Source organism: Snodgrassella sp. W8132 (assembly GCF_016100865.1).
GTDB lineage: Bacteria > Pseudomonadota > Gammaproteobacteria > Burkholderiales > Neisseriaceae > Snodgrassella > Snodgrassella alvi.
Map to the genome: position 1 here is coordinate 1,090,584 of NZ_JACFRQ010000001.1, position 25,842 is coordinate 1,116,425.

General features: G+C 42.2%; 18 protein-coding genes and 1 tRNA gene. 10 read left to right on the forward strand and 9 right to left on the reverse strand.

The window, feature by feature from the left end; genetic code table 11:
• Position 1: 1 nt before the first annotated feature.
• Entirely contained in the window at positions 2-2,296 is a 2,295-nt protein-coding gene (gene clpA / locus H3U82_RS04890) for an ATP-dependent Clp protease ATP-binding subunit ClpA (protein ID WP_198209493.1), read from the reverse strand.
• 145 nt (positions 2,297-2,441) lie between these two features.
• On the reverse strand, positions 2,442-2,747 hold the full coding sequence (clpS, locus tag H3U82_RS04895) for an ATP-dependent Clp protease adapter ClpS (protein WP_025330480.1): 306 nt from the start codon (positions 2,745-2,747) through the stop codon (positions 2,442-2,444).
• A 226-nt stretch (positions 2,748-2,973) separates the two neighbouring features.
• Here clpS and H3U82_RS04900 point away from each other — a divergent pair, with 226 nt between their 5' ends.
• Positions 2,974-3,177: a cold-shock protein gene (locus H3U82_RS04900; RefSeq protein ID WP_025330479.1), complete on the forward strand. Its 204-nt coding sequence runs from the start codon at positions 2,974-2,976 to the stop codon at positions 3,175-3,177.
• 308 nt (positions 3,178-3,485) lie between these two features.
• Here the strand turns inward: H3U82_RS04900 and H3U82_RS04905 are convergent, their stop codons facing one another.
• Entirely contained in the window at positions 3,486-4,706 is a 1,221-nt protein-coding gene (locus tag H3U82_RS04905) for a uracil-xanthine permease family protein (protein ID WP_078474813.1), read from the reverse strand.
• Positions 4,707-4,907: 201 nt separating this feature from the next.
• Between H3U82_RS04905 and H3U82_RS04910 the strand changes: the two genes are divergently transcribed.
• The 6 genes from H3U82_RS04910 (at position 4,908) to H3U82_RS04935 (ending at position 11,342) form a co-directional block, all read left to right on the forward strand.
• Positions 4,908-4,983, forward strand: a tRNA-Thr gene (locus tag H3U82_RS04910).
• 444 nt (positions 4,984-5,427) lie between these two features.
• Positions 5,428-7,161, forward strand: a complete 1,734-nt coding sequence (locus tag H3U82_RS04915) for an MFS transporter (RefSeq protein WP_198209495.1) — start codon at positions 5,428-5,430, stop codon at positions 7,159-7,161.
• Positions 7,162-7,178: 17 nt separating this feature from the next.
• Positions 7,179-8,438 (forward strand): HlyD family secretion protein, encoded by a 1,260-nt coding sequence (locus H3U82_RS04920; protein ID WP_198209497.1) that lies wholly within the window; start codon positions 7,179-7,181, stop codon positions 8,436-8,438.
• The gene (locus H3U82_RS04925; RefSeq protein WP_084551608.1) at positions 8,435-9,829 is read left to right on the forward strand and encodes an efflux transporter outer membrane subunit; all 1,395 of its coding nucleotides are present in this window, start codon (positions 8,435-8,437) and stop codon (positions 9,827-9,829) included. The genes H3U82_RS04920 and H3U82_RS04925 overlap by 4 nt, the downstream gene beginning before the upstream one ends.
• Before the next feature lie 145 nt (positions 9,830-9,974).
• A complete protein-coding gene (locus H3U82_RS04930) occupies positions 9,975-10,817 on the forward strand; it encodes an RnfABCDGE type electron transport complex subunit B (RefSeq protein ID WP_198209499.1) in 843 nt (280 codons plus the stop codon).
• Positions 10,818-10,907: 90 nt separating this feature from the next.
• Entirely contained in the window at positions 10,908-11,342 is a 435-nt protein-coding gene (locus H3U82_RS04935; RefSeq protein WP_078474818.1) for an META domain-containing protein, read from the forward strand.
• A gap of 134 nt (positions 11,343-11,476) precedes the next feature.
• Here the strand turns inward: H3U82_RS04935 and fumC are convergent, their stop codons facing one another.
• The gene (fumC, locus tag H3U82_RS04940; RefSeq protein WP_084551610.1) at positions 11,477-12,865 is read right to left on the reverse strand and encodes a class II fumarate hydratase; all 1,389 of its coding nucleotides are present in this window, start codon (positions 12,863-12,865) and stop codon (positions 11,477-11,479) included.
• A gap of 371 nt (positions 12,866-13,236) precedes the next feature.
• Between fumC and H3U82_RS04945 the strand changes: the two genes are divergently transcribed.
• On the forward strand, positions 13,237-15,006 hold the full coding sequence (locus tag H3U82_RS04945; RefSeq protein WP_084551611.1) for a sodium:proton antiporter: 1,770 nt from the start codon (positions 13,237-13,239) through the stop codon (positions 15,004-15,006).
• A 205-nt stretch (positions 15,007-15,211) separates the two neighbouring features.
• Here H3U82_RS04945 and sbmA read toward each other — a convergent pair whose 3' ends face one another.
• The 5 genes from sbmA to H3U82_RS04970 all read right to left on the reverse strand — a co-directional run bounded on the left by sbmA (position 15,212) and on the right by H3U82_RS04970 (position 21,527).
• Positions 15,212-16,414 (reverse strand): peptide antibiotic transporter SbmA, encoded by a 1,203-nt coding sequence (gene sbmA, locus H3U82_RS04950; protein WP_100125337.1) that lies wholly within the window; start codon positions 16,412-16,414, stop codon positions 15,212-15,214.
• 482 nt (positions 16,415-16,896) lie between these two features.
• Positions 16,897-17,625 carry a 5'-methylthioadenosine/adenosylhomocysteine nucleosidase gene (locus H3U82_RS04955; RefSeq protein WP_198209501.1) on the reverse strand — a complete coding sequence of 243 codons (729 nt, stop codon included), beginning with the start codon at positions 17,623-17,625 and terminating at the stop codon, positions 16,897-16,899.
• Between the two features lie 146 nt (positions 17,626-17,771).
• Positions 17,772-19,553, reverse strand: a complete 1,782-nt coding sequence (gene recD / locus H3U82_RS04960) for an exodeoxyribonuclease V subunit alpha (protein ID WP_198209503.1) — start codon at positions 19,551-19,553, stop codon at positions 17,772-17,774.
• Positions 19,554-19,588: 35 nt separating this feature from the next.
• Positions 19,589-20,284: a lipoprotein-releasing ABC transporter ATP-binding protein LolD gene (gene lolD / locus H3U82_RS04965; RefSeq protein ID WP_025330469.1), complete on the reverse strand. Its 696-nt coding sequence runs from the start codon at positions 20,282-20,284 to the stop codon at positions 19,589-19,591.
• Positions 20,277-21,527, reverse strand: a complete 1,251-nt coding sequence (locus H3U82_RS04970) for a lipoprotein-releasing ABC transporter permease subunit (protein WP_078475273.1) — start codon at positions 21,525-21,527, stop codon at positions 20,277-20,279. The genes lolD and H3U82_RS04970 overlap by 8 nt, the downstream gene beginning before the upstream one ends.
• A gap of 470 nt (positions 21,528-21,997) precedes the next feature.
• Between H3U82_RS04970 and H3U82_RS04975 the strand changes: the two genes are divergently transcribed.
• Complete coding sequence (locus H3U82_RS04975) at positions 21,998-24,775, forward strand: flavocytochrome c (RefSeq protein WP_198209505.1); 2,778 nt, start codon at positions 21,998-22,000, stop codon at positions 24,773-24,775.
• 24 nt (positions 24,776-24,799) lie between these two features.
• A complete protein-coding gene (locus H3U82_RS04980; protein WP_198209507.1) occupies positions 24,800-25,768 on the forward strand; it encodes an FAD:protein FMN transferase in 969 nt (322 codons plus the stop codon).
• The last annotated feature ends 74 nt before the right edge of the window (positions 25,769-25,842 follow it).

Here is a 25,842-nt window from a genome sequence, read left to right on the forward strand (position 1 = left end):
ATTATTCAATTGTTACTGATTCAAATTTGTTCTGATCAGCTTCCTGAGAATCCGCAAAATCCAGTACTACTTCATCTGACTGCGGAAGATAATCTATAAGCACAGCACCGCCCTCACTTAACCTTCCGAACAGCAATTCATCTGCCAGCAATTTACGGATACGTTCCTGTATCAGACGATGCATCGGACGCGCACCCATTGCTGCATCAAAACCATTTTTAGCCAGAAAAACACGCAGAGCCGGTGTAAATTCAGCCACAACCTGTTTAGACAATAACTGCTGTTCCAGAGCCAGCAAGAACTTATCAACCACTTTCGCAATAATTTGTTCATCCAATGCCTTAAATGGAACAATAGCATCCAGGCGATTGCGAAATTCAGGAGTAAAAGTATTCTTAATAGCAATCAAACTGTCAGACTGTTTACGCTGACCGGTAAATCCAAGATTCGGTCTGGCAAGCTCGGCAGCACCTGCATTAGTGGTCATAATGACAATTACATTACGAAAATCCGCACTACGTCCATTATTATCTGTGAGTTTGGCATAATCCATCACTTGTAACAGCACATTAAATACATCAGGATGGGCTTTTTCAATTTCATCCAGCAGTAACACACAATACGGCTGTTTATTCACCGCGTCAGTTAACAATCCACCCTGCTCGTATCCAACATAGCCCGGCGGTGAACCAATCAAACGCGAAACTGCATGCCGTTCCATATATTCAGACATATCAAAGCGTAGTAATGGTAAATCCAGCAACTGCGCCAGCTGTCTGGCAACCTCAGTTTTACCGACGCCGGTAGGCCCGGCAAACAGAAAACTGCCAATCGGCTTATCAGCCGGTTTCAAACCGGAACGAGCCATTTTTATTGATGCAGCCAGTACATCAATAGCCTGATCCTGTCCAAAAACTTTTACTTTCAGGTTATCGGCCAGAAAACGCAATACCTGCTTATCATCATGAGAAACAGCAGTTTCCGGAATACGTGCCACCTTAGCGACAATAGCCTCAATCTCAGCCCGTCCGATAACTTTACGCTGTCTGGATTTCGGCTGAATTTTTTGTGCAGCAGCTGCCTCATCAATGATATCAATCGCCTTATCAGGCAGAAATCGCTCGTTTATATAGCGTGCGGATAACTCAGCAGCAGCCTGTAATGCTGCACGGGTATAACGTACCTGATGAAAGTGCTCAAATGCCGGACGTAAGCCCTGCAATATCTGTACCGTTTCCGGTACGGAAGGTTCTACTACATCTATTTTCTGAAAACGCCGGCTTAATGCATGATCCTTATCAAAAATAGTACGGTATTCCTGATACGTAGTGGCACCAATACAGCGCATACTTCCTTTAGCTAACGCGGGCTTAAGCAGATTGGATGCATCCATTGTCCCGCCGGACACACTGCCAGCTCCGATGATGGTATGAATTTCATCAACAAACAACACAGCTTTATCCAGCTCACTTAATTCTTTGATTACTGCTTTCAGGCGTGCTTCGAAATCACCACGATATTTGGTACCGGCCAGCAGTGCGCCCATATCCAGAGAAAAAACTACTGACCCCTTAATAGATTCAGGTACCTTTTCATTCACCAGCAGATAGGCCAGTCCTTCTGCCAGAGCAGTTTTACCTACACCAGCCTCACCTACCAGTAATGGATTGTTTTTGCGCCGTCGACACAATGTCTGAATCAGACGCTGCATTTCTTCATTGCGTCCGATTAAGGGATCAATACGTCCGGCCATTACCTCCATATTAAGATTCACTGTATACAGTTCGAGTGCTTTTGCCTCTGCTTTGGCTGCTTCTGTTTCATTATTCTGCTCGGTATTTTTATCCTGAGAAAAACGATGATTACCCAGTGTCAGATATCGCAGCACATCCAGACGGGTTACTGATTGCGATTCAATAAAATAGACAGCATGACTGTCTTTTTCCGACATTATCGCAACCAATACATCAACCGGCGTTACCTCTCCTTTTGCCTGAGCCGCACGTACATGCACGATAGCCTGCTGTAAAACCCGCTGAAAACCCAGTGTAGGCTGTAATTCAGACTGTTCCAGCTCATTATCCGGCAAAACCGGAGTGTTTTCATAAATACTCTGTTGTAACTGTTTAGCCAGCAAATGATTGTCTACACCCACAGCCTGTAATACTTCACTAACATCTTCACTTTGTTGCAACAGGCCGAGCAATAAATGTTCCACTCCAATAAATTCGAAGGCACGGCTACGAGCCTCGGCATAAACATATTGCAGAATTTTTTCAAGCTGTGCCGAAATCATATCCGACCTCCTGACAAAGTAACGTTATCAATAGCGACTGCAACCAATTTTATTCACTTGTATAAACAACATGAAGCATACACGATAAAATTCAAGTAGCGCCCGCAGAACTAATATTTCACCCGTAATTACCCAAACAGGCAATTCAGGCCTCTTCTACCAAACACTGTAAAGGAAAACCGGCTGCTTCCGAGCGTGACAAAACCTGATTACATTTTGTTTCTGCAATATCTTTTTGAAACACACCGCATATCCCGCTGCCTGATTCATGCACCATCAGCATAATAGCTATGGCCTGCGTATGTGGTAAATGAAACACATCCATTAAAATTGCAATTACAAAGTCCATTGTCGTGTAATCATCATTCAGCAAAACCACTTTATAGCGCTTTGGCGGCATTATCATGGATTTCTGGCTCTGGCTAACAATTTGTATCTTCGAATTTGACATTGTCTATTAATCTACATGTATCTGTGGGTTTTTAGTAACGGTTTTAATAATTTTATCATTTTTCGGTAAGCTTGCTTGACGTTAGTTCTTAACCTATGTAAAAAGACTACTTAACAAGTCAGACATAGACTGCCAGACAAACTGTTGTACAGTCGTTCACTATTTTTTTGGCCTTTTTGTGTCGTAAACTTGTTCTTTATTTTGTTTTTTATGTATAGGAAGTTTCATGGCAACTGGTATTGTTAAGTGGTTTAACGACGCTAAAGGTTTTGGTTTTATTACCCCAGATGAAGGTGGCGAAGATTTGTTTGCACATTTCTCTGCAATCAACATGAATGGTTTCAAAACCTTGAAAGAAGGTCAACGTGTATCTTTTGATGTGACCACCGGTCCAAAAGGTAAACAAGCGGCTAATATTCAGGCAGCTTAATCTTAGCCGGTTGTCCGGTTAGTCTAAAATAGCGGCAAAAGCCGCTATTTTCTGTTTGAAATTGAAGAAATTGTCTTTTGCAGGATAATGACCTAAATATTTATCTGTATCATTAATCTCTATTTAACTGGCCGTTGATATTCAGACAGTTAATATTCCTGCACGTAATTTGTCCTGAAATTCCTGTATCTGAATTGATATATTTCTTACTGAAACTATCTTAAAAGACAGAATTAATATCCAAATACAAAAACCGCAGCAATAAACAAGCTGCGGTTTTTTACAGGATAAATCGTTTAAATAATCTATCAGGACTGAACAGATGATTTAGCCGGTAACAGCAAATTAAGCACAATCGCCAGTAAAGCGCACAAACCCACACCAGCAAAGGCCATCGTACCAATCTTCACAACCATACCGCCGATACCGACAGTCAGTACGGAACTGACAATCACCAGATTACGCGGTTCCATCAAATCCACTTTGGCATCAATCAGCGTTTTCAAACCTAATGAAGCAATAGTACCAAACAGCAACAACATAATCCCGCCCATTACCGGCAACGGAATAGAGCTGAGAAATGCATTAAACTTACCAAAAAAAGCCATAAAAATTGCAAAAACGGCTGCCCAGGTCATAATTACCGGATTACTGTTTTTAGTAATCATCACCGCGCCGGTAACCTCTCCATAAGTAGTAACCGGAGGGCCGCCAATCAGACCGGCCACACATACACCCAAACCATCACCCAGCAAAGTCCGATGCAAACCGGGGTCTTTTACATAATCGTGGCCTGTTACCTTACCAATCGCCATGATTCCGCCAATATGCTCAATAGCTGGTGCGATAGCTACGGGCAGCATAAACAGTGCAGCCTGCCAGTTAACCTCAGGTGTAGCGAAATGCGGCACAGCAAACCAGGGTGCCGCTGCCATGGCACTGGTATCTACCATACCGGTAAATAAGGCCATAATATAACCGGCAGCCACACCGATCAGAATCGGAATCAGCCGCATCATTTTGCTGCCGAATACTGTAACAATAACCGTTACAGCAAATGTGAAACCGGACAAAAATAATGAATGAGCGTAATCAACCACCTGCTTATCACCGGATCTGCCCATAGCCATACTGCTCGCTACCACAGCCACCGATAAACCTATCACCATAATCACCGGACCAATGACCACTGGTGGCAGTAAACGATGTACTGAAGCCAGACCGCGCCATTTAATTAATGCGGCAAAAACAAAATACATAAAGCCGGCAGCAAACAGACCAAACATAGTTGAACCAAGTCCCCATTCCTGCATGGCATAAATAATCGGTGCAATAAACGCAAAAGAGGAACCAAGATAAATCGGTACTTTACGTTTAGTACAAAGTTGAAATAATAAAGTACCTATACCTGCACCCATTAATGCCAGTGCCGGATTCAGCCCTGTCAGCAACGGTACCAGAACCATAGCACCAAATGCTACAAACAGAATTTGCGCGCCGGCAAGCGCGAGTTTCAAATGGTGTCCCACCCTGACACTCCCGATAAATAAACAAAACCCAGTATTATAATATAGGACGTTATAAAAAATAGTTATAGTTTGTCGCCATCAGGCTAAAACTTGAATATTTTATTTAATCGTTAAAACAGCAGTTTAATTGTAAATTTAAAAAATAATCACCAAAAAGGCTTGCACGATTTAATTTTATTGCGCATAATGCGCTCCTCTTTCGCCGGCATAGCTCAGTTGGTAGAGCAGCTGACTTGTAATCAGAAGGTCCCGAGTTCGACTCTTGGTGCCGGCACCAGTTAAAAACAAAAAAGCATAATCTCAGGATTATGCTTTTTTGTTTTTAACGACCATCTACTCTTCTGGATTTTTTATTAACAAAATAAGTTAATACTTATGAGTGATTATCACTTATGCCTGTCTCTAAAAAATCAATCAGTAATTACTGAACTTTCGTCCTATCTTACATTAAACTAATATGCGGCCTTGTCTGTTTTAATTATCGTATATTTATGTAATCGTAATTTATCTTTATCACTTGAGATTTATTGACAGACACAATAGTTTTATATTTATACAATGATAAATACTTTTAAAAATTAACAATTTATATCCGTTATTCTAAAGCAGAGTTATTATCACAGATATTAAAATATTGTTAGCAGAAACTAAAAATTTGTTTTAGAATAATTACACGCTGAACGTTTATCGCCCATCCATCTGAGTTAATCAGGATTACTGGATGGCATTTTTAATTGTAGCGGCTTCAGCATATGTATATTGCAGTAAAAAATCCATGTCTCAAAATATCTATCAGTTAAAACCGCATGAACGCCCCATGATGGCGGGCTCACCGTCATTTCCCGACCATCCGTGGAAAAGGCGTTTATGCTACGGCATCATTGGAACAATCGTTGGCTTAACTGCCGGATTTACCAATGGCATGATGCTGGCCAACATTCCCCAGATTCAGGGCTACTTGGGACTGACACCTGAACAGGGCGGCTGGATACAGGTATCTTATTACATGTTCAGCGCCATTATCAGTGTATTACTTTTTAAAATCCGCCAGAATTTCGGGTTGCCGCGTTATGTAGGCTATATCATTCTTGGGCTGATACTGACTAATTGCCTTCAGTTTTTTTTCCATGATTATTATATGGAATTATTCGCCCGTGGTATGAGCGGGTTGGTAGGCGGCAGCTTAAACAGTGTAGCCATGTATTACATGATGCAGGCGATGCCGGCTATTCATCGTGGTAAAGGCATGATATTCGGGCTGGGGCTTACTCAGCTCAGCCAGCCGCTGGCCAGATTTATTTCTCCCCTGCTTTTACAGCACGAACAGTTTCAGCTTGTATTCAGCTTTCAGCTAGGTATGGCATTACTGGTATGCGGTGCAGTATGGCTGTTACCTATTCCCTCTGGCTATCTGGAAAAATCTTTCGAAAAAATTGATCTGATAAGCTTCCCTTTGCTGGCTGCCGGAATTGCCTTTATTTCTGCAGGAGCGGTACAAGGCAGGATTGTCTGGTGGGACAAAGACTGGATTGGCTGGCTGTTTGTAGCCGGCGTCGTATGCTGTATGCTTTCCGTGATTATTGAATACAACCGCAAACACCCGATGCTGGATATCAAATGGATGATGCATACCAACGGTATGCTCCAGATACTGATTTTCGGTTCACTGATACGGGTTGCCTTATCTGAACAAAATATGGGTGCGGCCGGTCTGATGACAGTTTTAGGTCTGAGTAATGACCAGATGATACATTTTTATGCTGTTGTTTCCTGCGGTGCTGTACTCGGATTGCTTACTAGTGTATTAACATTCAATCCTCTTGATATTAAATTACCTTTGGTCATTTCATTTGCCATTATTGCTATGGCCAGTTTTATGGAAGTTGGACAGAATCAGTGGTCACGGCCGGTTAACTTCTATATTCCCGAGTTTATGATTGCCTTTGCTTCGCTGTTTTTTTTCGGGCCGGTTATGATGGAAGGACTGATACGGGCTCTTTCCAAAGACCCTGTATACATCATGAGTTTCTCGGCAGTATTCGGTTTTTCACAAACTGTCGGTGGACTAATCGGTTCAGCGTTACTTAATGCTTTCATTACGATCAGAACACGCATTCATCTGATTAACAGCGCAGACAGTGCATACCTGACAGACCCGCTAGTCAATCAGGCAATTCAGAAGAATGCTCTGGCCAGCCAGCGCTTTAGTTTTGATAGCAGCTGGAATCATGCCTATGGTGTCAGTAAACTGATTCAACAGGACACCATGCTGGCACAAATAGCTGCTTACAATGATTTATTTGTTTTGGTGGGAATCGGTTCGTTAATCTGCTTTCTGGTTGTCGGCGCACATCGCTGGTGGCATCAGATACACGGTACCAACCCTATCGGGCGTGAACTGAGAAACTATGCGGCTGCCCGCCAGCGTGCAATGCAAGAACCGCCAAAACAATAAAATAAAGAAGGACAATAATGACTGACACACAACAAAACAATCCGGATCAAAATCAGAAAACAACCGGCAATCAAACTGTACAGTCTGCTCCGGCAGCAAACAAAACCGCTAAAGAACAGACATCTGCTCAGCCAAATACGAATCAGGCGGGCACGAACCAGCAAAACAGCTCATCCGCTTCTGCCGGTAAGGCTAATCCCTCACCTGCCCAGCCGGCAGCCAGTCAGTGGCAGCCTCCTAAACGTAAATGGTTTGTAACAGCTATTCTGGTACTGGTATTAATGCTTGGTGTCCTGATGATTTTATGTGCATGGAAATTACCACCATTCCGCAACTCAATGGTATCAACTGATAATGCATATGTACGTGGTCAGACTACCATAATCAGTCCTCAAGTAACTGGTTACGTTACTAAGGTATATGTTCAGGATTTTGACGACGTTAAGGCTGGACAGCCACTCATACAGATTGATGACCGCATCTACAAACAAAAAGTTGCAGCCGCTGAAGCCGGAATTGGTTTACAGGATAGCTCTTTAGCCAATTACGAACAGAATCGCCGCAGTAAAGAAGCAACTCTGGCAGCCCGTGAGGCAGATATTGCCAATGCTCAGGCGCAACTGGAAAAAGCTCAGGCTGATATGGCCCGGGTAAATATTCTGGTTACGGATGGTTCGCTTTCCTTACGTGAACGTGACCAGACAAGAGCTGCGTTAAAACAGGCTCAAACCGGAGTTGCGGAAGCTAAAGCACAATATCGGGTTGCTCAGGAAGATCTGAAAAGCACTCATGTTAACAAGAGCGGCCTGAAAGCAAACGTTGATAATGCACATGCACAGCTCGGACTGGCTCAGATTGATTTATCCAATACCGTTGTCCGGGCGCCTGAAAGTGGCCGGCTAAGTGAAATCAGCGTCAAAAATGGTCAGCTGGTAAATGCCGGAACACAATTAATGTTTCTGGTACCCGCACGCAAATGGGTAGTCGCTAACTTTAAAGAGGCACAGACAGCCAATATCCGCGTTGGTCAGCCAGCATGGTTTACAGTGGATGCCCTGAACGGAGCCAGAGTCAAAGGTACCGTAGAAAAAATTTCTCCGGCTGCCGGCAGTGAATTTTCTGCAATCAAACCAGATACCACTACAGGTAACTTCGTTAAAGTACCACAGCGTATCGCTGTCCGCATACGCATTGATACCAGTAATGATCTTTTTGAACGTCTGCGCCCGGGCATGTCTGTGGTAGTAAGTATAGATACAACCAGAGTGAAAGCATGAAAACACCTTTAATCAGACTGTTTACCCTGATCGCCCTATCAGTCAGTGCCAGTGGTTGTATTCCCAGAATTCCGAACATTCCGGCAGCTGCGCGGGTCGACGTTCCGGTACAGTGGCATGAACAGTATCATCACTCCGCTCAACATGCAGATGCACAATGGTGGACTCAGCTTAATGATCCGGTTTTAAACCGGCTTATCAGTGAAGCACTTGCTAATAACATTGATATCGCTCTGGCACAAACACGAATACAGGAAGCACTCGCTCAGGAACATGCTTCGCGCGCATCCTTACTACCCAGTCTGGAAGCCAGCGGCGGTACTTCACGGCAAAAAAGCCTGAATGCTTTTGGTATTGCTACCATTAACCGGGTAGAACAGCCAACATTTCAGGCTGCATACGAACTGGATGTTTTTGGTCAAAACCGTAATGCATGGAAAGCACGTCGTCTGAACCGGCAGGCCAGTGAAATTGCCGAAGAAGCAACCCGTCTGAGTGTCATCACAACTACGGTTAAATCTTATGTCACTCTGCGTGCACTTGATGAAAAGCTGAATTTACTGCAAAAAACTCTGGAAGCGCGTCAGCGAGAGCTAAAAATTGCTCAATCTAAAGCTAATGTCGGCTATACATCCAAGCTGGAACTGAATCAGGCACAGGCTGAATATGCAGCCACACTGCAACAGATTCCAGTAGTTCAATCCAGTATCAGCCAGCAGGAACATGCTCTGAGTATGCTGACAGGCAGTAGCAGCCGTACCATTGAACGCGGTTTATCCTTATCGGAACTGCATGCACCGGCTATACCTGACATACTGCCTTCTGATCTGATGAAAAATCGTCCGGATATAGTTCAGTCAGCACTATTAATAGCTGCCAGTGATGCCAGTCTGGCTTCGGCTCAGGCACAATTTTTACCTTCCGTGAAAATCAGCGCTACATTCGGCCGTCTGTTTACCACTTCACCAATTAAAGAACCGGTTAATTTATGGAGTATAGGCGGCAGTATTCTGGCACCTGTATTCGAAGGCGGACGATTAAAAGCAAATTTTGATCTGAATGTAGCTAAACGTAATGAAGCTGTCTGGAACTATCGCAAAACTGTGCTGACTGCTCTGAAGGAAGTTGAAGACCAATTATCCGGCAGTTATCGCCTGCAGGAACAGGAACAAGCTTTGGAAATGGAACGAGATGCACTGGAGAATGCCCTGCACCATGCAACAAATCGTTATCGTGCAGGTTATTCTCCTTATCTTGATGTTCTGGACAGCCAGCGCAATTTACTAAGCGTACAAAGTCAGCTGATTCAGAGTAAAGCAGATTATCTGAATTCACAGGTTTCACTTTATCAGGCTCTTGGCGGAGGCTGGACAGCACCTGCAGGTAAATAATTTCAGCCACAACCGCACAGGATTGAATACAAAGCAGAATAAACAGACTATAATATTTAATAAAGTCTGCTTATATGTATAAATTTGCTGTTTTAGCTTTATGTTAGAATAGTTCTTTAAGTATTAAAAACTACGTAGTTTTATCATGTCTATTGCTTCTGAACACATTGACCGGCTTTTACCTCAGACTCAGTGCAGGCAATGTGGATATCAGGGTTGTTTGCCGTATGCTCAGGCATTGAGTCGCGGAGAAGCTGAAATTAACCTTTGTACACCGGGCGGTACTGCTGTCATCAGTGATTTAGCTAAACTGTTAAAAGTGCAGGTTCTTCCTCCGGCTGATGCGCTTAAAGCTGCCCTCCCTAAAGCAATAGCTGTAATTGATGAAACCGAGTGTATCGGTTGTACGGCATGTATTAAAGTCTGTCCGGTAGATGCGATTATGGGCGCAACCAAACAAATGCATACAGTAATCAGCACTGAATGCAGTGGTTGTGAATTATGTATTGCCCCCTGCCCGGTTGATTGTATCGATATGCAGCCGGTACTTGAACACTGGTTACCACGGTCAAGAACACTGACCGATGGGCAGGAAAGTGACCGTTTTGCTGCTGCTACTCAGGCAAGTCTGCGATTTCAGCATCGTACCGAACGTCTGCAACGCCTGCAGCGTTTAAAAGAGAAACAACTGCATGCACGCAAAACTAAAGAACCTGCAACAACCACAACTTCTGCAGCAAAGTCTGCCGGCAAAATTAATCCGGCTGCCCTGATTGCAAAAGCAATGGCTAAAGCACAAACGCAACAGATACACAGAAGAGTGCCTGATAATCAAGACTCTTTTCAGCAGCAGCAAATTGCCAAGGCACAGGAGCAGGCTGGTTACCGCCGCGCCATGCGAGATTTACAATATGGAAATGATCAGCAAAAAACAGAAGCTCTTGAATGGTTACGTTTGTATAAACAACAACGCGAATCCGAACAATAATGCGCAAAATCTGACAAAATTGAATAAAAATGCTAAAATACTAAAATATGTCAAAATTAATTGGCTATATAAGTAAATGAAATTAAAAAGATGAAGAAACTAACATTCTTTCTGGGTTGTATGGCTGTTTTGCTTATAACTAATGCCTGTGCTTTTGCAGATAAGCCTGATACCAGATTTTTATCCGGTAACTGGGAAATCCGTTCTCTGAATGGAGAACCCACACCAGATACTTCTTCTCGCATTCGTTTTGATCCGAATACACACCAGTATTTTGCTTATTTCGGCTGTAATCATATAAACGGAACCTATCGCGACTATCGTCATACATTGCGATTAAGTAAGCCTTTCGGCATCACTAAACTATGTGCCAATATAGAAGATGAACGGACTGGTACCGGTACATTAGGTTTTGTTAAATCATGGCGTATAATCAATGATACTACTGGTGTACGTCTGCAATTACTGGACAAACACCGCTATGTAAGGTTAGAAGCGCGTTTAATTAAAAATACAGCAAACTAACTAAAATATACAAAAAATTTATTATCAGATTGTAATCAATTTTAAAAGCTTAATCATACAACCGATAATACTGAGTTTAATATCAAAAAGCCGCATGGAATTAATTCGATGCGGCTTTTAATCAGATTACACCATTAGTGTGGTGCAATCATATCTTCAGGAATAACCCATTTATCAAACTCTTCTGCTGTCAGAAATCCCAGCTCTATTGCTGCCTGTTTCAGGCTTGTATTCTGTGCATAAGCAGTTTTAGCAATTTTAGCTGCTTTTTCATAACCAATATGACGATTCAGCGCAGTAACCAGCATCAGTGAATGATGTAAATTGGCATCAATTTTTTCTTTTACAGGTTCAATTCCTTGTGCACAACGCAGATTGAAACTATTGCATGCATCAGCCAGTAAACGTACTGATTGCAGAATATTAAACACCAGTACAGGCATAAATACGTTCAGTTCAAAATTACCCGAAGCACCCGCTACTGTAATAGTCGTATCATTACCCATTACCTGAGCAGCTACCATAGTCATGGCTTCACACTGTGTCGGATTCACTTTACCCGGCATAATACTTGAACCAGGTTCATTTGCCGGAATAGTAATTTCTCCGATACCGCAGCGAGGTCCGCTGGCCAGCCAGCGAATATCATTGGCAATCTTGTTCAGGCTAACCGCCAGAGTTTTCAGGCTTCCAGAAGCGAATACCACTGCATCACGTCCGGCAAGTGCTTCAAATTTATTAGGTGCACTAACAAACGGTAAACCGGTTAACTCAGCCAGTTTAGCTGCTGCTTTTTCTGCATACTGCGGATGACTGTTCAAACCAGTGCCTACAGCCGTACCACCCAATGGCAATTCATATAACCAGTGTAATGCCTGCTGCAAACGCTCTAGTCCATGATCCAGCTGGCTGACATAGCCACTGAATTCCTGACCCAGTGTCAGCGGTGTTGCATCCTGCAGGTGTGTACGACCAATTTTAACAATATCTTTAAAGGCTTCTGCTTTAGAAGCCAGCGTGTCACGTAAAGCCTGCACAGCGGGAATCAAATGCTTATTAATCTGAATCGCTGTAGCGACATGAATAGCAGTCGGAAATGAATCATTGGTAGACTGAGCATGGTTAACATGATCATTCGGATGTACTGGTTTATAATTGCCCCGTGGCTGACCGGCTATTTCATTGGCCACATTAGCCAGAACCTCATTCATGTTCATATTACTCTGCGTACCAGAGCCAGTTTGCCATACTACCAATGGAAACTGGTCTGCCAGTTCACCAGCCAGAACACGTTCAGCAGCCTGTACTATTAAGCCGGCACATTCTCCGCTGATACGCTCAAGCTGCTGGTTAGTTAAAGCTGCTGCTTTTTTCACCAAAGCCATTGCCTGTATCATTGCCGGAGGCAAAGTTTCGCCGCCAATATCAAAATTCTGCAGACTGCGCTGCGTCTGCGCACCCCAGTAAACATTTTCAGATACAGCGATTTCACCCATGCTGTCATGTTCAATACGTGTATTCATATCGTCTCCATGATTGCGTGCTTGCATTATTGAATAAAAACAATAATTTGCGCACAAGTCAGGCATTAATTACATTCACAGAAATCCGGAATATACTTAATTCCCATTATAAACATGCATAATTGTGCAGCGATTCAACCAATTTAGCTACAAATTAATTGTATTTATAAACATAAATTAATATAACCTAAAGATATACATGTTAATTTCCATTAATATGTATTTGCCTGCCAAACAATCAGTCTAAGTTTGATAATCTGTCAATATAAATATCATTTAGTTAATACATAATCGTCACTTCATCGAAAATAATAATAGCGAAACAAGTTTGTGGCAGAATAGCAATTCTGAGAACTACACAAATATAAGCAATGGATATCGCTTTTCAGTTATCGATATTACTGGCTCTGGGCATGGGCGCTCAATGGCTGGCATGGTATTTAAAACAACCGTCCGTACTCTTTTTGTTGTTTACCGGAATCATGATTGGTCCGGTTCTGGGCTGGTTTCATCCTGATACAGTGCTGGGAAGTCTACTTTTTCCTTCTATTTCACTTGGCGTTGCCATTATTTTGTTTGAAGGCGCACTGACCCTGCAATTTCATGAAATCAGCCAGCACGGGCGAGTTGTGCAGAATCTGGTAACGCTTGGAGCAGTGATAACTATTATCTTATTATCGCTGGCGGCATACTGGCTGTTTAATCTGGATTTTCGGGTAGCTCTGTTATTTGGTGCACTTGTCTGTGTAACTGGTCCTACTGTCATTGCACCCATGCTGCGCAGTGTGCGTCCTCGTTCGAAAATTGCCAATATTCTGCGCTGGGAAGGGATAATTATTGATCCAGTAGGTGCCATTGCAGTTGTACTGGTATACGAATATATCGTTTCTGACGGACATGAAAATTCTCTATTGCTTTTTAGCAAAATTGTACTGGTAGCATTTATTTGCGGGGGTCTCGGTGCAGTATTTCTTGCCAATGCCATCAAACGCTACTGGCTGCCTGAATATATGCGCAATGTCGTAACATTTGCCTTTGTTTTAATTTTGTTTTCCGTATCCAATTATCTCGAAAGCCAGTCTGGTTTGTTAACCGTTACTATTTTAGGACTCGCCCTGGCAAACTGGCCGCAATTTCCCCGCCAAAGTATTCTCGCATTTAATGAATCTTTAACTTTATTATTTATACCCACGCTGTTCATTATTCTTGCTGCCCGTATGGACGTTACTGCGTTACTGGGTTTAGGCTGGCGTGGGCTGGCTTTGCTGTTTATCGCAATGTTTATTGCACGCCCTCTGGCTGTATGGTTCTCTTCTTTTAATTCCGGCCTAAGTATCCAGGAAAAAATAATGATTAGCTGGATAGGTCCGCGCGGTATCGTCGCTGCGTCCATTGCTTCATTGTTTGCATTACGCCTGCAAAATCAACATTTATCCGGAACTGAGCTACTGGCACCAATGGTTTTTCTGATTATTATCGGCACTGTCTTGATACAGGGACTTGGTGCCAAAACCGTTGCCGGTATACTAAAAGTCCGTGAACCCGGTAATAACGGTGTACTGATTGTAGGCAGTAATGAAGTAGCCCTGATGCTGGCTACAACACTTAAGCAGCTTAATATTGATGTTTTAGTTGCCGATTATCACTATGTACAAATTGCCCGTGCGCGCATGAAGGGTTTGCGTACATATTTTGGCAACCCTGTTTCAGAAAATGCACAAACTGAGCTTGACCTGATAGGTATTGGCTATCTGTTTGCTGTTAGCCGAGATAAAGAACTGAATACATTATGTGAACTGCAATTTCGGCATGATTTTGGCGAACAGAATATATATCGCATCCGTTTTAATGAAGAACAGGATTTAACTTCGCGTGCACAAAAACAGTATCAATATGTTTCCCGCCAGCTTTTTGGCAAAGATGTGACTTTCAGAAGGCTGGAAAATATGCTTGGTAAGCAGACAAAAATTAAAATTACCAATATTACCGCTACCTATGATTATCACCAGTATTGTCATGATCATCCGCAGGCTATTCCGCTTTTTTTACAGGATAAAAATAACATTTTGTATATCATCAGCTCTGAATTTCAGCCAGCAACAGCTATTGATAAAAAATTGATTGCACTGGATTATCAATAAAAAAACTCTGCAAATATAATCAAGATTTATTTTGCTTAATTACAACTTGTAAATTTAAATTTGAGAAATATCCAATAAAAATCTCATGTAACTCTTGGTTACATTATCACTAATCTTTCTCTATCGAAATCGGAGCAAAATGATAAAATTCTATGGGTATCCGGTCAGAGCCGGATACCTATAGAATTTTCTAAACAATCAGATATCAATTTTTGTCATTCAGTATAGATTCAAAAGCCTTCAAACGTTTATGAATTGACAGCAATTCAATAATGGTTTTCCATGAATTAATAAGATACTGAAATGATTCACGAACATTATTAAATACGTTAAGAATTTGATTGATTAAGCCCAGAGTCATGGTACCCGCTGCAATGGATGGAAATAACATAACAAGCCCATATATACCATCCAGCTGTAAATACCATATACTCACCATATTGAAATAGGCATAGTGAAAATACAGTCTGTAGTAATTAACCTTTACCCGTTCGAAAAGCTCTTTCAATGTCGCCGGCTGAGCACGTTCACTATCATCTTCCCCATATACCAGCTCTTTACGATATGCAGCTTCTACTTTTTGAATATTAAACTGAAGTCCGGGTAATTTAATACCGACCGCAACTAATAAAACTGTACCAAACAAGGACCAGCCCAGTGCTGCCCAAACCAGTGAATATTTTACTTCACCAATTATTGGTAATGCCGGCACATGGCTGGATAACTGAAACAGTAGAGGTAAAAATGCAATCAATACCATAACCGCCCGAACCAGACTGACACTCAACTCTTCTACAATAGTGGCAAAGCGCATGGTGTCTTCCTGAACACGCTGAGAAGCCCCTTCAACAGTACGCAGTTTCGACCAGTTTTCAATATAGTAATAATTCATGGCTGTACGCCAGCGAAATACATAATGACTGACAAAAAAAGTATTTAATACAAATACTGTTACTGCAACCATCGCAATCTGCAAAAATGTTAGTATATTCTGATACAAATCACTGATCGGCCCACCCCCATTACTGAGCATCTTCTGAATCATATCCCAGAAAGGACCATACCAGGCATTAATCGTTACGTTTATCTGTACACTAAACCAGATATTAAAAAGAATTAAAGCAGAACCCCATATTGACCAGCGCTGCCACGGATGTTTTGCTACTACTGACCAGAAAACAGCAAAAATGATTGTAGCCAGCAAAAACCAGAGATAAAACCACAAAAATGCCGGCGACCAGAAACGCGAAAGACCAATAGTCAGAGGTTTGTCCGCATAGCCTTGCGGCCAGCCAAACCACTCTCCGGCACTCTCCCCACCACAATACCAGAGGGCAATATTTAGGCCTATCCACAATATGGCAGACGGAAAAAACCAACGTGGCTTTGGAAAAAATGAATGGAACACAATCTCATCCTGATGAAATAAATGCCGGTTAAAAATAAGCTATTATTAGTCTTAATTTTCTATAGCTGCGGGCAGCACAGTAAATACAGTTATTACATAACCAGCTATATTGTAAAGAAGCTATTAAATAGTGGCTTGTCTACAAAGTCAATTAATAATATTTAAATTGTTTATAATCAAATTTTTTCAAACAAAAATTTAATGTAATCACACAGCACCTGTATCAAATTCGATATCTGAGAAACCGGCAAAATTAAATTTTAGCAATGTCATGCTTGTAAGAAAATTTTCTGCATAAACATGCTCAATCACAGATAATCCAAATTATTTATTATTTTCTGCCAAGACTAATAAATGTCAAAAGATTGACAGTACCCAACACTATATTAAGACAATTCAGAGCAAGAAATAAAAAAACAGAGCAGTATCAGAATATTTATTTATCTGAATATCTACTCTGTTTTCAGTATCACTACTCTAATTTACTTGTTTTCAAAGGCAGATTTATTCAATCCTGAAGTAATTAAGTTGATTACCATTTGTGCAGAATTACCGGCAGCCTGTTGCAGAAACTGATCAAAGCTGACAGAAGCATTTGCATCACCATTATCTGAAATAGCACGAATAATCACAAAAGGGATATTAAGCTGATAGCAAGTTTGCGCAATGGCAGCGGCTTCCATTTCTACAGCCACAACATCAGAAAATTTTTCTTTAATCAATCGATTTTGTTCAGCAGTACCAACAAACTGATCACCACTGACAATTAAACCAGTATAGATTTCTGCACCTGTAAATACATGTGCGGCTTTTCTGGCTGCATCAGCAAGATACTGGTTAGCGTTAAATCGTGCCGGTAATTGTGGTACCTGACCCGGTACATAACCAAAAACAGTTACATCAACATCATGATGAGCTATTTCGCAACCAACAACAACGTCGCCAATCTGAATACCAGCTTTCAAACCACCGGCACTACCAGTATTGATAACATAATCAGGTGTAAATCTTTCAATTATTACTGCTGTTGTCAGCGCTGCATTGACTTTACCAATACCACTCAGTGCAAGTATCACTGGTACGCCCTTAATTTCACCACGATGAAAATAAACAGCACCAGCCTGACTATCCTGCCGGTTATCCAGTTGTTCAAGCAGGTAATCCAGCTCAGGCTGCATCGCCGCAATAATGGCAATTAAAGGTTTTTGCATAATTGAAACTTTATTCTGTAATAGAATAAACAGAATAGCATAATCTTATTTTATTCACCACGCGGATGTAATGACACAAAAATTTAATGTTTAACAAATAGATTATTTGAACAAAACAACCAATCAGCGACGCAAATTCCGCCAATTCAGAATAAAGACAATTGTGTCTGTTTCCTCAATAATTGAGCCAGAGCTGCACCTAATCCGCTATGCCGCTGCTGGTTATTTTTTATACCTTGTACTAGCTGTTTGGCCGTACCGCAAAAAGTAAACTGTTTTCTGGCTCTGGTTAATGCGGTATACAAAAGAGAACGGTTAAACAACGAATCATCAGCTGCTGCGCGCAACTGCGGAGCCAGCAACCAGACATCATCATATTCTGATCCCTGACTTTTATGTACCGTAATGGCAAAGGCTGCCTCATGCTGTGGTAAGCGGCTGAGGGAAATTGAGCGATAATTTGTCCCTTCAGCAAAATAAGCGAGTAAATGCCCGCTATTATTCTGTTCAGGAAGAATCACGCCGATATCACCATTGAACAAACCCACACCATAATCATTCTGAGTAATCAGAATCGGCACACCAGCAAACCAGCTATCTGTATTCTGATGTAACTGAGTCCGTAAATAGCTTCGGTATTGCTGATTAAATGCTTCTGCATCAGTACGCCATGCAGTCAGCACCATAATATCGGTAAGATGGCTGAATACTTGAGTAATATTATTTTCAGCCACTGCCTGCCACCATAGCTGTTGCTGTGAATATAATTTGCGACACAGTACTTGTATATCAAATTGGTACAGTTGTAACTGCTCCGGAAAACTGCTTACTGCATTAAGTGCAGCCGTCGCGTCACCATTGATACAAGCGGAGGCCAGAGCACCAATACCCTGTGTCGCATCAAATCGGTAACTGTGAGTTAAGGTAGCAACGTATTGAGCCATACCGGCATTATCGCTGACAGGAGGCAAAGACTGTTCGGGCAATAAAGCCGTTAGCTGTTTTTTCAGTTCAGAAGACAGTACTGTCGGCTGTGATAATTCAGCTAGCACATTTCCTGCGCCTACAGCAGGCAGCTGATTAGCATCTCCCAGCAAAATGATACGAACATCAGGCTTTAAAGCACGCAACAGTGCACGAAACAGAGACAAATCCAGCATCGAAGACTCATCCACCACCAGTATATCAACCGGTAAAGGATGTTCTGCATCAAATGGGCCTGTTAATAATGGAGGCTGTAACTGTAACAGGCGGTGAACCGTCTGACCTGATAAATCCGCCAGCAATTGTCTGCTGTCATCAGATAATGGCAGCTTATCCAATGCTCGTTGTAAAGCATTCGCCATATGTGCCGCTGCTTTACCAGTTGGTGCTACCAGTGCAATTTGCGGCGGGCGCGATAGATGCCAGGTATGTTTCAGCAATAAACCCAGTATTTTGGCTACAGTAGTCGTTTTACCAGTTCCGGGCCCGCCATTAATCACTACAAAATGCTGAATAAGAGCCAGTGCCGCAGCAAAACGTTGCTGGGTACTGTCGGCATCAGGAAACCAGTCCGCCAGATCAGCGGCTACATCCACATTCAAATGAACAGGCGGAATACTGGCCAATGCCAGCATAGACTCGGCTATATCCTGCTCAAGCTGCCACATTCTTCCTAAAAATAAATGATTGCTTTGCAAAATAAATGGCGTATAAGTACCAGCAGCTCCAACAAGAATTCTGCATTTACGAAGCGCCTCCGAATGCTGTCGGGGAACAATAATATAACTGTCGCCACGATTAAGCGCCCATAACAGCTTATCTGCCCATGGCTGAATAATTTCCCACTCATGCTGGGCAACCACCCGAAGCACATGCTCAATTGCAGCAAGTGCCGGATGTGCAGACTGTTCCTGAGTTTCTGCCGGATTGATAGCTTCAGCCATATTTAATCAATCAATACAACCTATACATTCATACATCAACGAACATTGAATGGTAATAATTTGCCATCTGCTACCGTCAATACTTCATCAAAACGCTGAGCAAGCTCATCATCATGGGTAACAACTACCAGACTTGTATTCAGTTCATGTTGTAAATCCAGCATCATATCCAGTACATTGCCGGCATTTTTCCGATCTAGATTGCCCGTAGGTTCATCAGCCAATATACAGGCGGGATGAGTAACCAGCGCACGTGCAATAGCAGCCCGTTGCCGCTCACCACCAGACAATTCGCCGGGGCGGTGAATCATACGCTGCTTAAGCCCTACTTTATCCAGCATTTTCTTAGCACGTTCTTCTGCCTGAGCCTTCGGTATACGTCCAATCAGTAAAGGCATCATTACATTTTCCAGCGCAGTAAACTCTGGCAACAAATGGTGGAATTGATAAACAAAGCCCAGATACTGGTTACGCAACTGACCTATGGCTTTCTGCCCAAGACGAGTAATATCTTGTCCCATCAGACGTATAGTACCGCTACTGGGTGTATCTAGTCCGCCAAGTAAATGCAGCAAAGTAGATTTTCCGCTTCCGGACGCACCAACTATACTCACACTTTGACCGCATCTGACTTTGAAATCTAAATCCTCCAGTACAGATACCTGTAAATGTCCGTCATCATAAGTTTTGCTGACATGCTCACATTCAAGAACATACTCTGGTTTATTCATAGCGCAGAGCCTCCGCCGGCTGAGTTTTGGCGGCACGCCAGCTTGGATATAAAGTAGCAACGAAAGCCAGTAATAATGAAATAACAGCAATCATACAAACATCAGAAAATTCCACATCTGAAGGCAGATAGCTTACAAAATACACTTGCGAAGGAATCAGGTGCTTACCAGTCAGATGTTCAAAAAAGGCAACGATCCGGCCAATGTTCAGCCCGAGTGTTACACCAAAAAACACACCGAAAAACGTACCGAAGAATCCGGCTATGGCACCCTGAATCATAAAAATACGCATGATGCCGCCCGGCGAAAGACCGAGTGTACGCAATATAGCAATATCAGCCTGTTTTTCGGTAACTGCCATTACTAAAGAAGAAACCAGATTAAAGGCAGCTACAGCAATGATCAATAACAGGATAATAAACATCATCCGTTTTTCCATCTGCACTGCATCAAAATAACTGCGATTTTGAAAAGTCCAGTCGCGAATCCAGATTTCATTGTGAAGTTTTGCCGGCACAATATTTTGAATGACAGACGGTGCATTCTGCGGATCAGCCAGCTTTAAACGCAATCCGCTTACATTATTTCCCAGCCGGTACAATTTCTGTGCATCAGTAATATGAGTTAAAGCAAGTGTATTATCCACTTCATAGATTTTGGTTTTAACTACACCTACTAATGTAAACTGCTTCAGCCGTGGCACCATACCAGCCGGCGTAACATTGCCATCAGGGGTTATAACGGTTATTTTATCTCCGATATTGGCACCCAGTGCATCGGCTAAATCTTTTCCCAGAAGAATACCAAACTCACCCGCCTTAAGATCAGCAAACCCATTTTTGGGCATACCCTGACCATAATCTGCAACTTTACCCTCCAGTGCCGGATCTATTCCGCGTATTTGCACACCACGAACTTCGCCGGCATTAGCAAGCAAAGCCTGATCAGCCACATAAGGAGCTGAGCCCAGTACTTGCGGATTACCTTTAACAAGCTTCTGCAAATCCTGCCAGTGCTGGTCCAGACTATTTTCATAGAAACCCATTTCAGCATGAGGAGCAACACTCAAGAGCTGATTGCGGATTTCTTTTTGGAAACCATTCATAACAGATAAAACAACAATTAATGTTGTCACTCCTAATGCGATCCCAACTATTGATACTGCTGTAATGAATGACATAAACCCATTACGTTTTCTGGCACGTAAATAACGTAAACCAATCCATGTTTCCAGAGATGCCATGAGTACTGTATTTCAATAGAAAAAACAGATTGTACCTGAGCGCAGCAGACAAAGTCATGCTTATACAGCAAATACCTGATTATTAATATTTGTAAAAAATTAATTTTTATCTTTTCAGCACGTTAAATAATATGCAGAACCAATCCTAATTATGCTCTGCTGATAATATCTAGTTCAATAATGAAAACCGCAAAGCCGGATGTGGCTCGTATGAATCAGTATGCAGTACAAACTGTTTAATATAAGAGTGGTAGTGAACAATCTCACTCATAGTTAAAGAAGTATTTAAAACTGACCCAAAACAAATTATTTACCCGATTTAACCCGCTTAATTTGATAAACATCAATGCAATATATTATATATATGTCATTGTAATATATAATCCTTTTGCTTAATAGATGATTATTAGCGTTTACGCTACCATATATTTAAGTCTTTTTATCCCGTTCTGATGAACTCGTATCAAAATATGAATAAGCTATCTTCGCCCCTTTTCAATCCGCTGACGTTACCGAATGGTACTGTATTAAAAAACCGTTTAGTTATGGCTCCAATGACAACCTGCTGTGGTTTTTATGATGGAACTGTAACAGATAATCTGATTGATTATTATCGTGAACGTGCCGGCAGTATTGGCACAGTAATTGTTGAATGCGCGTATGTTGATACTTTAGGACCGGCTTTTCCGGGAGCAATAGGCATTCATAATGATGATTGTATCGAAGGTCTGAGCCTGTTAGCCACAGCCATAAAAGAGCGTGGTTCCAAAGCTGTTATACAAATCTATCATGGCGGGCGAATGGTTGAACCACAATTAATCGGCGGTCAGACACCTGTCTGCCCCAGTGCGATTGCTATTCCGCGTCCGAATGCAACGGTTCCTGTAGCAATGACAGCCGGCGAAGTTGAAGATATGATTGAGAAATTCGGCGAAGCTGTCAGGCGCGCAATTGCCGCGGGTTTTGACGGAATCGAAATACATGGCGCCAATACTTATCTTATCCAGCAGTTTTTTTCACCACACGCTAATCAGCGCCAGGATAAATGGGGCGGCAGCCGCGAAAACCGCGCCCGCTTCCCGCTCGCCATACTTGAAATCAGCCGGCAAATAGCTAAAAAATATGCATCTGATGAATTTATTATCGGTTACCGGTTTTCACCGGAAGAACTCGAAGTACCGGGCATTACTTTTGACGATTCATTATTCCTGCTCGACAAACTCGCTCAAATTGGTCTGGACTATATACATTTTTCAATGGCTGCCACACTGCGGCCATCCATTATTGACAGCAATGATGAAACACCATTAATTGATAAATACATACAATTACGCTCTGCCGTACTGGCTAAGATACCGGTTATCGGCGTCGGTAATGTCGTGAATAAAACTGATGCAGAAACAGCAATGGCACATGGCTATGATCTCATCGCTGCAGGGCGCGCTTGTGTGGCCTATCCTGACTGGGCTGAACGCATTCAGACACATAATGATTTACAGCTATCCATGAACAGCGATCAGCGTACTAACCTGAACATTCCTGAACCATTATGGCGTTTTCCGCTTATTCATAGCATGGTAAGAGAAATTAATACCAAAAAATTCCATGCCGGCACCTATCAGCAAACTGTCAGCGACGATTTTGATAACCAATTTGTCATAAATGTTGAACTGGGGCAAGACTTTATCAAAGATTTGTCTTTAGTCAATGCCGAAAAACTGGATTATGTTTCTGTACGTAATTTCAATGAAATTAAAGAACGGATTCTGGCAGCCAACAGCCCTTATGTAGATGCAATCAGTGGAGCTACTTCACAATGTGATGCATTTAAAAAAGCTGTAACCAAAGCCATTTCAACCTCATATAAAGTAGCGACAATTGTAGAAGGCGGTGATGCTGATGATAAATCCTGTGACGTAATCGTCGTCGGAAGCGGCGGTGCCGGACTGGCCGCAGCCATTGAAGCACATGATAAAGGGGCTTCAGTCATTATTATTGAAAAAATGCCGGTTATCGGCGGCAATACCAACAAAGCATCCGCAGGTATGAATGCGGCTGAAACCCGCTTTCAGCAACAGGCAGGAATTACCGACCATAAAGAATGGTTTTATAACGAAACCCTAAAAGGCGGTAAAAATAAAAATAACCCGCAATTATTACACTACTTTGTCGAGCATGCTCCCACTGCAATAGACTGGCTGGATGAAAAAGGAATCCGGTTAAATAACCTGACTACCACAGGCGGTATGAGTGTAGACCGCACTCATCGTCCCGATAATGGTGCAGCAGTCGGCGGTTTTCTGATTAGCGGTCTGCTGAAAAATATTAATGACCGCGGGATAGAGGTAATGCTGGAAACCTCTGTAACGGATATTGAAATGAAGGACGGGCACATTAACGCAGTAATCGTGCGCGACGAAGAAGGAAATGAACAACGCATCAGCACCAAAGCAATCATTATCGCAACCGGTGGCTTTGGAGCCAATGCACAAATGGTCACCCATTACCGCCCTGATTTAGCTGATTTTGTCACCACCAATCATAAAGGAGCAACCGGTTCAGGCATTGCTTTATTACAAAAAATTGGTGCCGGCACTGTTGATATGAACGAAATACAGATTCATCCCACAGTAGAGCAAAATACCGCTTATCTGATATCAGAATCCATCCGTGGCAGAGGTGCTATTCTGATATCGCAAAAAGGCAAACGCTTTGTCAATGAGCTGGACACACGTGACAAAGTATCCAACAGCATCATTGCCCTTTCTGAACATTATGCCTATATATTTTTTGATGAACAGATTTGTGCTGAAAATAAAGCAGCAGAAACCTACATCAGCAAAGGTCTTGCGGTAAAAGCCAGCTCACTGGCGGAACTCGCAGAAAAGCTGAATATTAATCCGGATTCTCTCATCGCCACAGTAGAGCGTTACAATCATTTTGTAAAACAACAGCATGATGAAGATTTCGGACGTACTACCGGCATGCGTCACCAGTTGAACCAGCCATTCTTTTACGCTATCCGCATTGCACCAGGCATTCACCATACTATGGGTGGTGTAACCATTAATACGAAAACAGAAGTTCTTGATACTCATGCAGAGATTATTAAAGGTGCTTATGCCGCAGGTGAAGTTGCCGGTGGTGTACATGGGGGCAACCGCATTGGAGGGAACGCCATTGCCGATATCATTATTTTTGGTATTCAGGCCGGTGATCAGGCTGCTGCATATGCTAAAAATCATTAATTACAGATAAATACCTCATCACTTATGTCTGGTACAAGTTACACCTATAGCCAACAGTTAATGGGGACAACGGTTTCCCTGAAACTGTTCGTTGAAAACCTAACCGCAGTTTCTGCCGTTTTTAACGCTATAGAGCAACTGGAAGCTCAGTTAACGGTAAACCGCTACCACTCAGAGGTGATGGGCATTAACCATGCTGCCGGCAAACAGCCGGTAGCAGTAAGCAAACTGGTTTTTGATTTAATCAGTCAGGCTAAAGCAGCCAGCCTGTTACCTGACAGCAAGTTTAATCTGGCAATTGGTCCGTTGGTGAAATTATGGAAAATAGGTTTTAACGGACACAGTATTCCCGAAAAAGATGAAATAGCCCGTAGACTAACATTGACTAACCCGCATCACATTGAGCTGAACCGGACAAATCAAACTGTATATCTGGCTAAAGCTGGTATGGAAATTGATTTAGGAGCCATTGCCAAAGGCTATATTGCGGACATTATCAAATTGCTCTTAGCTCAATATAACATTTTTCAGGCAATTATCAATTGCGGAGGTAATGTACTAACAATCGGCTATTCACCAATTACTGCTGACAAGCAATGGCATATTGGTTTGAAACGCCCTTTTGCCGAGGCAAACAATCTGCTCGGAATCATACATGTCGAAGACAAATCAGTAGTCACTTCCGGCATTTATGAACGCTATTTCATTTCTAACGACCAGCTATATCATCACATCCTAGATACGAACACCGGCTATCCTCTGAACAATGAGTTGCACAGTGTAACCATCATTTCTGATAACTCATTAACAGGAGATATTTATTCAACTATTTTTTATGGCTTAGGTATCAGACAAGGGTTGAGTGAACTGAAAAAAAAGCAAAATATCGGAGTCATATTCGTAACACGGGATAAAAAAATAATCATTCAATCCAATCAGCATTTCACATTTGAATTAACAGCAGATGATTATCAGCTCATCAGCTATTCTTAACTGCATCAATCAAACAAATACCTCTAGATGATAATTTGCATCTTCCAGACTAGCAAAATCAAAATGTATATTTG